Genomic DNA, 14,992 nt, shown 5'->3' with positions numbered 1-14,992 from the left:
CCAGCTCTTGCGATCGAGGGCTGGGCTTTGGCGGTCCGCCGCGCTTCTCGAGCGCAGGCGGACCCAGGGCCGCGGCCACTCCTTGCGTCGATGCGGCGTGCGCTCAATGTCTGGTAGCCGGCCTGATCCAGTTCGCTGCGAGGTCGTTAAACCTTCCTGGGGCGCCGTCAGGCTTCTGCACTGTGGAGCGCGTCGTCAGCACCAATGCGGCCAGTGCGCCGATGCCCATCGACGACAACACGGCCACGGAAAAGAGGAAGACCGAGAGCGTTGCGGATGGCGCGCTGAAGCGAGCCAGGCCCAATGTCACGATCGCAGTGCCAAAGACCACGCCTGCCGCAGCGGCAATGGTCAGGCCCGCCCGAAGTGATGCCCGGCGGTCGTGTGCGTTCGTCCGGCGCAATTCGAACCGAACAGCGGCCGCCAGAAGCGCCGCCAGGACTGCGAAGGTCAAGACGTCTGGAAATACCGAGACCACGTTGTCGGTGGCGTTGGCACGCCACGACATCAGTCCGGTCACGAGGCCAATTGCAGTGCCGATCGCCAGTCGATTAGTCATCGTTCGCTCCTCGCAGCATCTTTGCACGCGGCGGGCCGGTATTTCGTAGCTCGGCCTGATCCTCAAGGCCGAGATTGCCTCGGGCTTGAGGAACAGCCCGAGCTACGTACGGCCAACCGAGCGTGACGCGCAATCCTCGATCAGCAATCAGCAATGCGCGCCAATTCCGATCCTCAACGCTCCATCCTCAATCCTCAATAGAACCGACGATAGAGGGGCGCTGGATTACTCCGTCGCCGCCGGCTTCCCCCGACCACCACGACGGCGCCCGCGGCGACGGCGTTTGCGGCGGCCGGTACCCGCGGGGCCCGACGCGTCCTCGCCCTCAGGCCCAGGCGGCGGAGCCGCGGCCCGCAATGCGGTCCACGCCGCCAGTTCCTCGGGCGCGTCAGTGAAGATCTCCAGCCACAACAGCGCATCGCGGAACGCGGGCCGTCCCGGCAGACTGCGCGTGAGGCGAGGTGACGGCTCGGGTTCCAGCATGCGCGGCACCAGGCTCACGATCTGGCCGAGCCGATCGATGTCGCGACGCGCGATCGGCAACATGCCGAAGTGCACGCGGGTATCGGTGGCCGCGCCAGGCGCCTTGCGGCTCATGAGTCCTGCGGGCACCAGCAACGCGCCCATCAGAATCGCGTTGGTCAGTTCCGGCGGCGGCGCATCGAAGCGCCGCCGATACGCATCCAACCTCGCCAGCGAATCCCACACATCGTCTGACGGGTTGCGCAGCTCGGGCGTCATCAGCTCAAGCAGGCCCAGGCTGTCGAGCGTGCGGAAGCTGGCTTCGGCGTATCCCGAGCGAAGAATCTTGTAGTACTCCTCCAGCAGGCGAGGCGCCGCCGCCTTGCCGATGAGGGGCTTCAGGGCGGCAATGGCGTCAAGCACCAGGTCGTCGAGCGTAAAGCCCAGGCGTGAGCTGAACACCGCCGCGCGAAGCATGCGCACAGGGTCCTCGACGAAACGCACCATCGGATCGCCGATCGATCGAATGACGCGCCGCTCAAGATCTCCGAGGCCGCCAACGTAGTCGATGATCGAATACGTCGCGATGTCGTAGGCCAGCGCGTTGACGGTGAAGTCGCGCCTGAACGCATCCTCTTCCGGCGTGCCAAACGTGTTGTCGCGCCGGATGATGCCGTCCTGCTCGTCCTGTTCCGGAGACGAGGCCACGACGACCGGCGGTTCTTCGCCCTCGTCGGGCAGAGGATCTGGAACGTTGCGGCGGAACGTGGCCACCTCAATCGTCTTCGGCCCAAACTTCACGTGCGCCAGGCGAAAGCGGCGCCCGATGATCCAGCAGTTCCTGAACAGCTTCTTGATTTGGTACGGATGCGCGTTTGTGGCGATGTCGAAATCTTTCGGGCGCCGGCCCAGCAACAGGTCGCGCACACCGCCGCCAACGAGATAGGCGTCGAAGTGACTTTGCTGGAGGCGATAGAGCACCTTGAGCGCGTCGGGATCAATGTCGCGCCGCGAAATCGTGTGCTCGGCGCGGGAAATGATGACGGGCTCAACCACGAGTTGGAATTATACGGGCCAGCCCAGGGCCTTCCGGAGCCAAAGACCGGCTATTTGCCACCTAAGTCTTTGTAATTCAGTTAGTTACAGGCTCAAAACAAATAACGCCTGGCTGCCGGAAATCCAGAAATTCCTAAGGTTTTGCCGCATTCCAATTTGGGCCGGATCCCACGTCCACGGTGAGCGGTACCGACAGTGGAAAGGCGTTCTGCATCGTGTCGCGCACCAGGTTTGTGATCGCGGTCACATCTGCGACGGGGGCTTCGAACAACAGTTCGTCGTGCACGGTCAGGATCATGCGGCTGGGAGTGGTGGCGCTGGCGTTGTGCTGAACGAGCGCTGCGGCCGCATCGATCATCGCCTGCTTCAGGATGTCGGCGGCCGTGCCCTGGATGGGCATGTTCACCGTTTCGCGTTCGGCCGCGGCGCGAATCTGGCCATTGCGGCTTGTTAACTCCGGCATCAGGCGCTGGCGGCCAGAGATGGTGCGCACCACCCCTGAGACGCGCGCCTCTTCCAGGGTGCGGTCGATGTACGCGCGAACTCCGGGGAAGCCCGCGAAGTACGCGTCGATGAACTCCTGCGCGGCTTGCTGCGGCACGCCAATGTCTTTGGCCAGCGTGAATGCGGTCTTGCCGTAGAGCAGCGCGTAGTTGATGATCTTCGCGCGTCGCCGCAACTCGTGCGGGTCGAGCCCGGAGTTTTGCCCAAACACCCGCTCGGCCGTGCGGTCGTGAATATCCTCGCCGTTCTTGAACGCCTGCACCAGTGCGGCATCGCCCGAGAGGTGCGCGAGCACCCGCAGTTCAATCTGCGAGTAGTCGGCTGAAATCAACGCGAATCCAGGCTCGGCCACAAACGCCGCGCGAATCTCGCGTCCCGCCGCCGTGCGCACCGGAATGTTCTGCAGGCCTGGGTCGCTGCTGCTGAGCCGGCCCGTGGCCGCCACCGCCTGATTAAACGTGGTGTGCACGCGGCCCGTGGCGGGATTGATCATCTGCGGCAATGCATCCACGTATCCGCCCTTGAGTTTCTGCACGCTCCGCCACTTGAGCACCAGTCCCGGCAGCTCATGTGTCTGCGCCAGCTCCTCAAGCACGTCCACGGCCGTCGACATGGTCTTTGTCTTGCCGGTCTTCTTCGATGATGGGAGTTGAAGGCGTTCGAAAAGGACTTCGCCCAGTTGCTTCGGGGAGTTGATGTTGAACTCCATGCCGGCGAGCTCGAAGATGCGCGCGCTCAGGCTGTTCAGTTCCGTTTGCATCGACTCAGACAGCCTGGCCAGGGCCGCCACGTCGAGCCTGACGCCCGCGCGCTCGATGTCGGCCAGGATGGGGATGAGCGGCCGTTCCATGTCGCGATAGATCCCGTCGAGCGCGGCCTTCTTCAGATCGTCCCTGAGACCGTCGGCCATGCGCAGGGGCAGGTCAGCGCGTTCACCAGCAAAATTCAGGACCGCTGCGGCTGGCACCGCGTCCTCGGTCACGCTTTTCGCCCCACGCCCGGTCACGTCCTCCAGCTTGACAGCGCGATAGCCCGTGCGCGCCAAAGCCAGTTCATCGATGCTGTGGCTCGAGCCCGTGGCGTCCACCAGGTAACTGGCCACCATCGTGTCCATGTCGAGTCCGCCAAGCGGCAGTCCGGCGCGCGCACACAACACCGAGATGGTCTTCAGATCGTGCCCAATCTTCGCGATGTTCTCGTCCGCCAGAACTGAGCCGAGTCGCGCCACCACGTCTGCCACACGCAGGTTCGGCGTCTCGGTCAGGCCCACGTGATTGAGCGGGATGTACCGGGCGCGGCCAGGGGCGGTGGACAGTGCCAGTCCCACCAGCGTGGCCTGAATCGCCGACGCGTTCGTGGCGACAACGCCGATCGATACGTGACCGGCCGCGCGAATCTCCGCCGCCATTGCGTCGAGCTCTTCGGGCGACTGCACGATCGTGTAGTCGTGCGCGGACGTGGCCGCGGTCGGCGCGTAGTCGGCCGTCATCGTCCGGAAGCCCAGCGCTGAGAACAGCGCGTAACACCGCGCGATGTCGGGGCCGCGGTACCGCAGGGCCTCGGCGTCAAACTCGATCGGCACGTCCGTACGAATCGTCGCCAGCACGCGGCTGGCGCGCGCGTCGGCGGCGTGCTGCGTCAGCGCCTCGCGATACCGCTTCTGCGGCAACCCGGGAGCGGCCTCGAGCAAGGCGTCGAGCGTGCCGTGCGTGCCGATCAACTCCTTCGCGCCTTTTTCACCGATGCCCGGCACACCCTTGATGTTGTCCACGCTGTCGCCCATCAGCGCCAGGATGTCCACCACCTGGTCGGGCCGCACGCCGAACTTCGCCACAACCCCTTCGGCGTCGTACCAGGTGCCTTCGTCTTTCGGGTTGTAAATGCGCAGCCCGTCGGTCACGAGCTGGAAAAAATCCTTGTCCGCCGTGACGATGGCCACTTCGAAGCCCGCCGCGTGAGCCTTCACCGCCAGCGTCCCAATCACATCGTCGGCCTCAAAGCCCTCCGAGGTGAGATTCGGCACGCCCATGGCTTCGCACGCGTCGTGCACGATTGGGACCTGTTCGGCAAGGTCCGAGGGCATGGGCGTGCGGTTCGCCTTGTAGTCGGCCAGCAGGTCGTCGCGGAAGGTGCGGCCGGGCAGGTCAAACGAGGCCACGAGGTAGTCGGGTTTGTTATCGGCGATGAGCTTGCGCAGCATGTTCACGAAGCCGTAAATCGCGTTCGTGGATTTGCCGTCGGGTCCGGTCAGGCCCCGAATCGCGTGGTAGGCGCGATACATCTGCGAGTTGCCGTCAATCAAAAGAGGCGCGGCATGAAGGTCCGAAGAATGTATATCATTCGTGCTGTGCGTGTTCGCGTCGCGAAGCCATTCCTCCTGCTGGCCGTCCTTGCCGTTGTGGCCATGCTGGCGACGTCGTGCAGCAATCCGCTGGTGCGGCAATGCGAATACGACGAGCAGACCTATCTGGGGATCGACGGTTCGGCCACCATCGTGATTTCCGCGTCGTTGCCGGCGCTTGTGGCGCTGCACAACCTTCCGCTCGACCCGTCCCCCTCGTCCCGCTTCAGCAGCGAGGACGTGCGGAAGGTGTTTGAGGCCGCTGGGTGCCCGGTGACGCGCGTGGGCCGTCCCTGGCGTCGCAGCGGGCGGCGGTTCGTCCAGGTGCGCATGCAGGTGCCTGATGTGCGCAAGGCGTCGGCATGTGGTGCGCTCGCGTCGTCGGCGTACGGGTTTGAGGTGACGCCGCAGCAGATTCGGTACACCCAGACCGCCGGTGCGGCCACCGGGACTCCGCCGGCGGGGCAGAACTGGGACGGCAGCGAGCTCGTGGCGTTCAAACTGCATCTGGCCAGCCGCGTGACCTGGCACAACGTGCGCCGACTTGAGGACGGCACCGAAGGGGAGCTCGAGCGGGGCAACATCCTGACCTGGGAGCAACGCCTGAGCGATCGGCTGGCCGGTACGCCGGTCGTGATGGAAGCGCGGACGGAAACTGAGTCCATCCTCTATCGCACGGTGTCGTTGTTCGCCGGTGCGTTTGTTGCCGCGGTTGTATTGCTCATCCTGCTGATCTGGTTCACCATTCGCCGCGGACGCGCGCGGCTCAAGACGTTTACGACGTAATCCGGGCGCTCACGAACGCCGTTGATAGCCGCCCGGGCCTTCACAAGCGTCCGGAGCATCCGCCAGCGTCCGGCTTTGAGCTGGCGCAATTGTCGAAGCCTGACGCCGAGCCGATCCCGTAGCGGGCACTGGCTGGCCGGTCAGCTGGGTCTCAAACGCTGCCATCTGCCCCAGATGGCGTTTCCAGCCACCCAGAAAGCCAGACACAATTTGTCGCAGCGCGTGTCGATCGACCAGGTAGGTCAAGTCCTTTGCGATCGGTCCCTCCATCACCTGGAGTTCAAATAAACCCGCCAAACGGCTGACGGCCGCGTCGGCTGGCGCAATGCGCGGTCTTCCTGATCGCTGCACCAGGATCTCGGCCAGCACCCTGACCGGAACGTCCAGGTGGCACAGCTCAGCGTGTTGCAGCGCTTCGGTGAGGGCGTCCCTGGTGCTCCAGCAATGCGATCCACCGCTCCGCGTCCAGCACGTCTCTCAGCATCTGGTCAGCCGCGAGTGTCTCTCGCATGGCATGGTGGGCAGACAGCATGAGGCAGTCTGCGGGCGCTGCCACGCGAATGGACGTATCGAAGACGGTCACCGCCTCCGCGCGCGCCACGATGGCGTCGGGATGAAACTGCGGATGCGGTCGTGGCCCGAAGCTCCAGTGCACGTCGAGGTCCGGCTGGCCCTGTCCTCTCACCGTGATCGCTTCGTTGCCGGCAAATCCGGGAGAGTGCCTGACAAACGCCAGATAGTCATCAAGGCTGCCGCCGTCTTCCAGATGCATACCAGCGGCCTGCAGCGCCTTCAAACACGGTTCCAGGTCGGCCGGCCGGATGAGCAGGTCCACGTCTTTGATCGTCCGTTCCGACGCGGCGCCCTGGTAGGCACACGCAATCGAGGCCAGTCCCTTGAACGCGACGACGGGAATGCCCTGGTCTTCGAGGTACCGGCACAGGACGACACCGCGCCTGGCCTGCAACGTTGTGGCCAGGTGCGAACGCCTGAAACGGGCAAAGAGGCTCTGGCGTGTGTCCGGCGACAACTCCACGTTCAACGTGCGCAGCCGGGTCCGCAGGTTCGGCACCACGTTCCAGAGATCTGCCAGTTCAAACGCCGCGTCCCAGCCGTGGTGGCGTGTCAGCCGGTTGGCGCAGGCGACCGCCGAGGCCTCGTCGTTCAGCAGCAATCGCGCCAACTCCTGCCGGACGTGTACTTGAGGGTGTAGTGGAGTCACGTGCGCAACAACACCGGCGCGTAGATCGAGGCCATGATCGGCTTCAGGCTGTTGACGGTATGGTTTGAGTCCACCCAGGCGAACGCGTTCTCCACGAGATGCTGCCGCAAGGCGGCGTCCTGAAGGACGCGCGCACATGCGGTGGCCAGCGCCTCCGTATCATCAGCCAGCAGCAGATGGAGGCCGTCGGTCACACTCAAGTCTTCAGCGCCAATGCGGGTCGCCACCACGGCGCACCGGCGGCTGAAGGCGTCAAGAATCTTCAGGCGCGTACCGCTGGCCGCGCGTAACGGCACGACGCAGAGATCGACGTTGCGGTAATACGGGGCGATGTCGGGGACGTTGGCGTCCAGTGTGACTCCATCCAGCGCCGCCAGCGCACGGACGCGGAGGTCGGGATTGGCGCCAACGATACGGATGCGGACCGGCTTGTCCACGCGCGCCCGCAGTCTCGGAAGCACCTCGCGGCAAAAGTATTCGATGCCCTCAGCGTTGGGAAAATAGTTGAGCGATCCGCTGAACAACACGTCGTACGACGACGCCTTCTCAGGAGCAGGTACGGCGAGGCTGGCCGCGTCCGGCATCCGCACCACATTTGGCAGGTGCAGCAGTGTGCGCTGGGGGAACCGGCCCTGGGCCGTCCCCGGGTCGCCCGATAGTGAAAGTGTGTCAAAGCGCGGCGCCAGCAGGCGTTCGAGCGTGCGCAGGCGTCCGAGTTCTGACTGCTGGATGGCCGCGCCGGCCACGTCCCCGGTTGCCGTCATCAACGCGATGGTCCGCTCTTCACGCAGGCAATCATCGTCGTCGAGATCGAGGTGCAGATGAGGGCGCACGCCCTTCAACTGGGCCAGCACGCCCAGCGTGATGCGGGCCGACGCCAGGCGATAGGTGTGCATGGCCACAAACGGCACATCGGGCCAGCGCCTTGCGACCAGACCCTCGATCGCCACTTCACCGTTCCGGGCCGGCAGGTGCGTGAATGACGCGGGCCCGCTCATCGACGAACCTGGAGTTGTCCACACCGAGCGTGTAGAACTCGACGTGTAGTACATGGACGTCGAAGAAGGCGCTGAGGGCATCGACGTGGGCGGCCGCACGGATGTTTGGGCCCACGCCGTCATAGCTCGGCCGGAAGTGGCTGATGAACAGGAGCGGTGGGCGTGTCATTCGATGACCTCTGGACTGATGAGCCAATCCAATCGCGGCCGGATCGTGCTTGAGACCGGTCCCGGGTAGAGGCCTCGTGCGGTCGTCCCGTCGGCGACATCCACAAGGACGAGCCGTATCGCGTCGATCACGCGAACGTGCTCCCGGTGCGGATCGAACGACGCGATGGTCACGCCGACACGCAGAGTGCCGTCGGGCAACAGATCCGCAGGGACGCTCACGCGGGCGCGGTAGCTGCCGGCCTGGCAGGGCCGCCCATGGGTGGCCGCAGTTCTATCGGTGGTCCAGAGTACCGGCACGTCCCATTCATTGACCAGGGTGACCGAGGGAAAAAGAACGACACCGTCCTGGAGCACCTGATACTCGAATTCGATCTCGAATGCTTCCGCGACGGACACGCTGGAGCGAATCTTGTGCTGGGCGTCGCGCACGCAGACCCGACGCAGCCGCACCACGGCATCGCCTGGGGCGCGGTCATCGGCAGGCCACACGCCTTCGCCGATGCGGCCGCCCTCCCGTCCGACATACGCCGTGATCACTTCGGCCACGGGCCCGTCGAGGACCAAACGTCCCTGATCCAGCAGCACGGCGCGACCACACAAGCGCGAGACTGCCGCCAGGTTGTGCGAGACGAAGAGAACGGCTTGGCCATCGCGGCCCAGCCCCTCGAGCCGCAGCAGGCACTTTTGCTGAAACGCGGCATCGCCCACCGCCAGGACTTCGTCCACGAACAGGATGTCTGGATTGACATGCACCGCCACGGCGAAGGCCAGCCGCATGTACATCCCGCTCGAGTAGTGTGCAACGGGAGTGTCCAGGGCGTGTTCGACGCCGGCAAAGTCGACGATGGCATCGAAGCGGGATCGGATTTCCCTTTCAGTCAGTCCCAGGACGGCGGCGTTCAGGAACACATTCTCACGGCCGGTGAGGTCCGGATGAAAGCCCGTCCCCACTTCCAGCAGGCTGCCGACGCGGCCGCGCAGAATCACCCTCCCGCGATCGGGTCGAATGATGCGCGACAGAATCTTCAGCAGCGTTGACTTGCCGGCGCCATTGCGGCCGACGATGCCAATGACTTCGCCGGAATGCACGTCGAAGGAGACGTGATCGAGCGCCGAGAAGTGGTCGCCGGTTGTCCGGCCGGCCCGGAACAGGCTGTGCCGAGCCGACCATGAGGTCAAGTCCGGCGGCGCAATGACCGGGAATCGCTTGGTGATGCCCTCGACGCGAATCAGCGTCATGCGCGCTCCGCCAGTGCACTGTCCAGCTTCAAGAACGTGACGATGCCCGCCACGACGGTGAGCCCCGCCGAGCCGATGGAGATCAGGGTGATTGGCCAGTCGAGTGGGAATCCAAAGAGCGCAGAGCGGAACCCCATCACGACGCCGGTCATCGGGTTGAGTGCCAGCACCCAGTGCCACCGCTCCGGAATCAATGTTGAGTCATAGAGCACCGGCGTGGCGTACAGCCACACCTGGAGCAGGAACGGCACGGCGTGCCGCACGTCCCGGTACAACACGTTCAGTGCGCCGAGGCCGAGTGAGACCGCAAATGCCAACACACCGGTGGCCACGAATAAGCCAGGCAGAGCCAGCCACTCCAGTCGAATCGGGAGGCCCGCCGCGATCACCCACGTGAGCAGCACGAGACATCCACCGGCAAACTCCACGGCGAGCGCCAGTACGGCAGCCGCAGGCAATACGGCTCGCGGAAAGTAGACCTTGGTCAGGATGCCGGCGTTGACAATGAACGCACCGCTGCCGGACGTGACAGCCAGCGTCAGGAAACTCCACGGCACGAGCCCAGCCAGCAGGAACAGGACATAGGGCACGCTGACCTGTTGGGGAGCGAGGGTGCTCGAGAACAGGAACCCCAGCATGAGCGCCGGCAGCATGGGCTGGGCCAGCGCCCAGACCACGCTCATCGCGGTATTGCGGTACCGGAGCTTCCAGTTCCTGGCAATCAGGTACTTGAGGAGCGTGGACTGGCCTCGATACTCAGCGAGTCTCGCCCGAAGAGAGGCCGGTCGATCGGCATCGATTATGACTTCCAGGACGGCCTCCGTTGCCAGCGCTGCCATTCCCGTGCTGCGCCGCCCACCAGGAAGGCGACGAAGCCCCGGAGACCGACGGGGATGTTCCGATGGGCGCACTGGTTCCTGTATTCGCGCCAGAGCGCGAGTGGCTGAGAGGCGCGGCTGACGCACTCGGCGGCCGTGAATGCCGGGATCGCGAGGCCTGGAAAGGCACGCCGGATCGCATTCAACCGGGCCAGCGGATGGGGATGGTCGGGAGCCAGGCTGAAGCGGCGAAGGTGGGACCGAAGGCCATCCCAGTCCATCGTGTCCAGCTGCAGCAGCGGGACGTCTGCCTCCCATGGCAGTTGATCGTCATGGCGCGGCCCTGTCACGCAATGCAACAGGGTGTCGGCATCGCCGATCACACGCAGACTCTGCCCATTCCACACCATGGTCTGCAGACGCGCGAAGCAGGCGCGTTCGGCAAGCCGGGTTTGGTGAAACACCGCTGGATACACCCGCCAGTGCAGATACAGCATGTCGGGCCCCTTGCGCAGGCGGATGTGACAGCGCCAGTCCAGCGCATCCACATCCGGCAGCGGCTCATCGGCGTGATAGCCCTCGCGCTGCAGGACGACCGCCGCGGCGTCCAATTGCTCGCGCGCGATCACCAGGTCAATATGCGGAATCGCCCGAACGGCGCCGCGCGCGTCTGCGCGCAGGGCGTACACCCCAGGTCCGGCGAGGGCCGCCGGCACATCCGCGGCGGCAAGCGACATCTGCAGTGCCAAGGCTGACTGAAGTTGCAGCTGGTTGCGCGTCCACGTCTGCCGAACGAGGCCGCGAAAGCGCGCGGCATCCGGGTCGCCCGCGGTCCACTGCGACAGGCGCGAGCCCAGCATCGGCAGCAGCAGTTGCTCCGGATACGTCACGCGTTCGAACGAGTCGAGCGCCTGTCGCCACTGGCGCCACGCGGCGCCGGCAGTGGGTTCCGGATGCAGGAGCGCCGTAAGGAGACTGGGTTTCATTTGCTCGCCGGCTGGGCCTTCCGCCGTTGGTCGAGAATCATTTTCGCCGCCCGCACGTAGTCCTGCGGCCGTGACTGCCCGGTCGAGTTCGCCAGATGAACGCGACGTCGCACGAGCAGGTCCGGGATGATGGTGGTGCGAAGCCCACGGGACTGCGCAATGCCGTACCACGCGATGAATTCCCCGCCGCGAAGATCCGGCAACCAGCCGGCTTTCATGAACGAGGTTCGGCGTGCCAGCATGGCAGACGGCAGGATCCATGGCTGCGCTCCGGTCTCACGCATTCCGGCCAGCAGTGGGGCATCGCGCAGTTCGGGACTGACGAAGTTCTGTCCATGCGTGAACACCAGATCAATTTCCGGGTCCGCAGAGAGGGCCTGCACCTGCCTGGTCAATTTTCCTGGCAACCACAGATCATCCGCGTCGAGGAAAGCCACGTACTCGCCCATCGCCAGCCTGACGCCGGCATTCCGGGCATGACCGGCCCCTGGCGTGGGCTCCTCGATCACACGCACAGGACCTGGCATCGCGGCTGCGACGGCACGGCTGTCATCCTCGGAGCCGTTGTCAGCCACGATCACTTCGATGCGTTCATAGTCCTGGTCGAGGACGCTCTGAATCGCTTCACGCAGGTAGCGCGATCCGTTCCGTACGGGAATGATCACGCTCACAAGTCCTTCCATGTTCACACCTCGTCCGAAACGTCCACCGGAATCCCGAGGTACGCCGACCAGTCCACTGGCCTCTGCCGGTGGGGATCGTAAGCGCCCGAACGGATGCGTTCAATACGGCGCCGGTACGCGCGCATGGTGCCGTGTCCTGCGCCGCTCAAGCCGTGCGTCATTTGGTTCGCGTGGCGCCGGTACAGCAGGGCCAGAGTCGGCACCAGCACACGCGACACATCGTGTTCCCAGCAGCGCATCAGGAAATCGAGGTCCTCGCAGTACCGAAGGGATTCCTCGAACAGGCCAACCTGAGCGAAGAGCCGACGGCGGAACAACATCGAGCCCAGGTTCAGGAACCGGTAGGGAGACTTCAGGAGCACGCGCTGGCCGTCGGGTCCCTGCTTGAAGTTCTGGGTCAGCCCCTGGGCGAATCCGGCGTCTGGTGCGTCATGCAGCGCGTCTGCCAGACGGTGGAGCAACGCATCGGATCCGAAGAGATCGTCCGCGTCCAGACAGCACACGAAATCGGATTGCGTTGCCCTGATGGCCACGTTGCGCGCGGCGGCGGGGCCGACGCCCTCGGTGCGAAGTACGCGCGAGCCGCGCGCGCGAGCGAGGTCTCCAGAACCGTCCGTCGACCCGTCGTCCACGACGACGGAGATGGCTCCGGGATAGTTCTGCGCGGCAATCGCGTCCAGTGTCGCTCCCAGATACGAGCGCCCGTTGTGGACGGGCGTGACGATTGCGAGGGTCGGCAAAACCGGCATGCCTGCGCCCGAATTATCCGTGGAGCACGCGACGAATCGCGTCCGGGATTTCGCTGAGATCGGTTCCCAGGTTCAACACGTAACACGGGAGGTTCGCGGTCAACGCGACCAAGCGGGCCATGTCACTCGGGCCGGCGCCCGGCAATTGCGCCACCGAACTCGGGGCGATGGCGGCGAGGGCTTCTTCCTGGCCACACTCGGTGACCGTGGTACGCGCCTGGCCGGTGACGCGAGGCAGCAGGATCGCCTGCGCCGGCAGCGCGGCGACCAGCAGGTCCGGACGGACATCGGAGAGGAAGAACGTGGATTTGTCGGTGCTGCCAGGCACCAGCGAAGGCGGATTCGACAGGCGGGGCCGCAGATTCGGGAACCGGTCGAGATCCCCCGGCACCAGCTTCGCCGTGTTGTAGAGGCTGTGCACACAAACCTGCGGTGACTGTGTGACCGCACAGTAATCGTCTCCGGCGTACTGCAGGCCTGCGTTCAGGCACAGCAGAGCGGTCGTTGTCTTGCCCGACCCGCCTTTGCCGGCCAGGATGACGCCACGGCCGTGCTCGCCGATGCCGGCGCCATGAATGAACTGGAGGCCCAACGGCGACATCCATGCGTGGAGGATCGCGCGGAACGGTGAGCCGGTTTCCCAGTAGGGGAGCGCGTCGTCGGCCCGCTGGAAGAAATACGCGTTGCGGTTCTCAATATCGACCAGGCTCACCACATCCTGCCCTGGTGAAAAAAATGCCGGAACATCCTGGCTGTGAAAGGTCTTCAACTCGCCGCGTGGGCTGCAGTGCCCGATCCAGTTGCCGTACAGGCCCTGCAGGAAGAACGTCATCAGGGCATTTGGCGCGGGGCCTGCGGTTTTGCCATCCCAGACATGGATGGTCAAGTCCGCTTGCCCGTCCGCGGACGAAGATGTGATCAGGTGCGAGAAGGCGCGACTCAACGAGCGGCGCTTTTCCTCGCCCACACAACGGATGAGGACGCGGCGTCCGGCGATTTCGAGGGCGGTGTCTGAGACCCGATGTCGCGCGGCCGCGTACTCGAAGTACTCGCCAAGCAACGCGGCCAACTGCCGCCCCTGCTGCGTCGGCGCGGGGGCCACACGTTGGCCATCGGGATAGAGACGCATCGTTTCCTTCAGGTCGGTCTGGATGTCCACGGAAAACGGCTCGAATGGCTTCAGCACCGTTGGTGCCTCCGGCCCCTCGCCGGTTCCGCGCGTGGACGACTCGTCGGTGACCTCGACCAACTGGAGTGCGACCAGGCTGCGCAACAGGATCACGACGCCGGCCATGACCTCTGAGCGCTTGACGTCGTAGGTGCGGCGAAGCGACGACGCGATCTCGGTGGCCGTGGCCCCGGCTTCCAGCAGACGGAAGACGTGGGCCGTTGTGGGATTGAGCACGAAGTACTCGCCGCGCGCGAGGTGCACCACAACGCCACCATCGGGGGTCAGGGCATGGATCGCCTGGGTCGTCAGCAGGCGCAGTCGCCTGTTCCCAGACAATACCGACAGTTCGGCATCGGCGTCCGCCGGGCCAACCGCCGTGACCGACGCGTCCTTGAACGTCTCGAAATCCAGCACGGCGAAGGGCAGGCGCGGGTGCGTGGCTTCCAGGGTCACTTCGGGCGCGGCGCCGGGGTCGTCAGCCGCGGCAAGGGACACAAGCCGCGCCTGGATCAATCGGTCGAGAAATGGTTTCAGCGCCTCGAGCCACTCGACTTCCGTGGCCGCGTACTTGCGCGCCATCGCCTGGGCCATGGCACCGACGGTCGGCGCGCCCGACAAGAGCGACAGGACGTCGTCGGCCGCGCCAGAGAAGCTGAAGTAGGCGCCGGTTCCGATGTTCAGGACCAGCGTGGCCTCGTCAAATTTCTCGAGTACGCAGTGCGTCGCGTCCAGGCGATACCGCTGCAAGGGATGGACGTCTTCAGCGGCGGGCTTGGCGTGGGGCCACCCGCTCTCGGCCGTGTCGTGAACCGGGTCGAGCAGGAACAGTTTCTCCAACTCACGGTGAGCGTCCAGCAGGGGCGGCGCGTACGGCTGTCGGGTGGCGGGCGCGCCTTCGAACTGCGGCTGGCTTTCCACGTCGTGTTCGTTGAACGACGACTCCCTGATCAGGCCTTCCGTCTTGAGTTCCCGAAGAAATCTCTCCAGGTCAGCCGCGATCTGGTCCCGGGGAGCGTCGTACTTGGTGACAAGCACGGCCTCCAGTTCGTCCCGCGTCGGTGCCGTACGCAGCATCGCGAAGATGTCGCCGGCCGTCCCCAACATGCTGTGATACACCCCGGTGCCCAAATGGACCGCCACAACCTCGTCATCGAAGTTCTCGAACAGCACGTTCGGATCGTTGTGGCGGAGGCGCACCGCAGGGGCCGCTCCGTTCTCCAAAGTCATCAGCAGATTGTAATCGAGCG

The 14,992-nt window shown here is 65.0% G+C and carries 14 protein-coding genes; 1 reads left to right on the top strand and 13 read right to left on the bottom strand.

Translation table 11 applies throughout. The features are described 5' to 3' along the window. Nucleotides 1-103: 103 nt before the first annotated feature. The 3 genes from IPL75_20360 to polA form a co-directional block, all read right to left on the bottom strand. A complete protein-coding gene (locus tag IPL75_20360) occupies nucleotides 104-559 on the bottom strand; it encodes a hypothetical protein (protein ID MBK9242546.1) in 456 nt (151 codons plus the stop codon). Nucleotides 560-784: 225 nt separating this feature from the next. Then, the gene (gene pcnB, locus IPL75_20355; protein ID MBK9242545.1) at nucleotides 785-2,077 is read right to left on the bottom strand and encodes a polynucleotide adenylyltransferase PcnB; all 1,293 of its coding nucleotides are present in this window, start codon (nucleotides 2,075-2,077) and stop codon (nucleotides 785-787) included. 133 nt (nucleotides 2,078-2,210) lie between these two features. Beyond that, a complete protein-coding gene (polA, locus tag IPL75_20350) occupies nucleotides 2,211-4,883 on the bottom strand; it encodes a DNA polymerase I (protein ID MBK9242544.1) in 2,673 nt (890 codons plus the stop codon). A 45-nt stretch (nucleotides 4,884-4,928) separates the two neighbouring features. Here polA and IPL75_20345 point away from each other — a divergent pair, with 45 nt between their 5' ends. Then, complete coding sequence (locus tag IPL75_20345) at nucleotides 4,929-5,708, top strand: hypothetical protein (GenBank protein ID MBK9242543.1); 780 nt, start codon at nucleotides 4,929-4,931, stop codon at nucleotides 5,706-5,708. Nucleotides 5,709-5,717: 9 nt separating this feature from the next. Here the strand turns inward: IPL75_20345 and IPL75_20340 are convergent, their stop codons facing one another. Genes IPL75_20340 through IPL75_20295 form a run of 10 tightly spaced genes read right to left on the bottom strand, consistent with a single transcriptional unit; the run spans nucleotide 5,718 to nucleotide 14,972 of the window. Beyond that, on the bottom strand, nucleotides 5,718-6,077 hold the full coding sequence (locus tag IPL75_20340) for a hypothetical protein (protein MBK9242542.1): 360 nt from the start codon (nucleotides 6,075-6,077) through the stop codon (nucleotides 5,718-5,720). A gap of 28 nt (nucleotides 6,078-6,105) precedes the next feature. Further along, nucleotides 6,106-6,930 (bottom strand): nucleotidyltransferase family protein, encoded by an 825-nt coding sequence (locus tag IPL75_20335; protein ID MBK9242541.1) that lies wholly within the window; start codon nucleotides 6,928-6,930, stop codon nucleotides 6,106-6,108. Continuing rightward, nucleotides 6,927-7,928: a glycosyltransferase gene (locus IPL75_20330; protein ID MBK9242540.1), complete on the bottom strand. Its 1,002-nt coding sequence runs from the start codon at nucleotides 7,926-7,928 to the stop codon at nucleotides 6,927-6,929. The genes IPL75_20335 and IPL75_20330 overlap by 4 nt, the downstream gene beginning before the upstream one ends. Next, nucleotides 7,882-8,097 (bottom strand): hypothetical protein, encoded by a 216-nt coding sequence (locus tag IPL75_20325; GenBank protein MBK9242539.1) that lies wholly within the window; start codon nucleotides 8,095-8,097, stop codon nucleotides 7,882-7,884. The genes IPL75_20330 and IPL75_20325 overlap by 47 nt, the downstream gene beginning before the upstream one ends. Further along, nucleotides 8,094-9,338, bottom strand: a complete 1,245-nt coding sequence (locus tag IPL75_20320; GenBank protein ID MBK9242538.1) for an ATP-binding cassette domain-containing protein — start codon at nucleotides 9,336-9,338, stop codon at nucleotides 8,094-8,096. Before IPL75_20320 ends, IPL75_20325 begins: the two co-directional genes overlap by 4 nt. Continuing rightward, nucleotides 9,335-10,177 carry an ABC transporter permease gene (locus IPL75_20315; protein ID MBK9242537.1) on the bottom strand — a complete coding sequence of 281 codons (843 nt, stop codon included), beginning with the start codon at nucleotides 10,175-10,177 and terminating at the stop codon, nucleotides 9,335-9,337. The genes IPL75_20320 and IPL75_20315 overlap by 4 nt, the downstream gene beginning before the upstream one ends. Next, nucleotides 10,138-11,142 carry a nucleotidyltransferase family protein gene (locus IPL75_20310; GenBank protein MBK9242536.1) on the bottom strand — a complete coding sequence of 335 codons (1,005 nt, stop codon included), beginning with the start codon at nucleotides 11,140-11,142 and terminating at the stop codon, nucleotides 10,138-10,140. The genes IPL75_20315 and IPL75_20310 overlap by 40 nt, the downstream gene beginning before the upstream one ends. Further along, nucleotides 11,139-11,825 carry a glycosyltransferase family 2 protein gene (locus IPL75_20305; GenBank protein ID MBK9242535.1) on the bottom strand — a complete coding sequence of 229 codons (687 nt, stop codon included), beginning with the start codon at nucleotides 11,823-11,825 and terminating at the stop codon, nucleotides 11,139-11,141. Before IPL75_20305 ends, IPL75_20310 begins: the two co-directional genes overlap by 4 nt. A gap of 2 nt (nucleotides 11,826-11,827) precedes the next feature. Beyond that, complete coding sequence (locus IPL75_20300; GenBank protein MBK9242534.1) at nucleotides 11,828-12,574, bottom strand: glycosyltransferase; 747 nt, start codon at nucleotides 12,572-12,574, stop codon at nucleotides 11,828-11,830. Nucleotides 12,575-12,587: 13 nt separating this feature from the next. Continuing rightward, a complete protein-coding gene (locus IPL75_20295; GenBank protein MBK9242533.1) occupies nucleotides 12,588-14,972 on the bottom strand; it encodes a PqqD family peptide modification chaperone in 2,385 nt (794 codons plus the stop codon). Between the last annotated feature and the right edge of the window lie 20 nt (nucleotides 14,973-14,992).

It is taken from the genome of Acidobacteriota bacterium, from assembly GCA_016716905.1.
In the GTDB taxonomy this organism is placed as follows: Bacteria; Acidobacteriota; Vicinamibacteria; order Vicinamibacterales; family SCN-69-37; genus SYFT01.
This window is presented reverse-complemented; position numbering and strand designations above follow the sequence as displayed.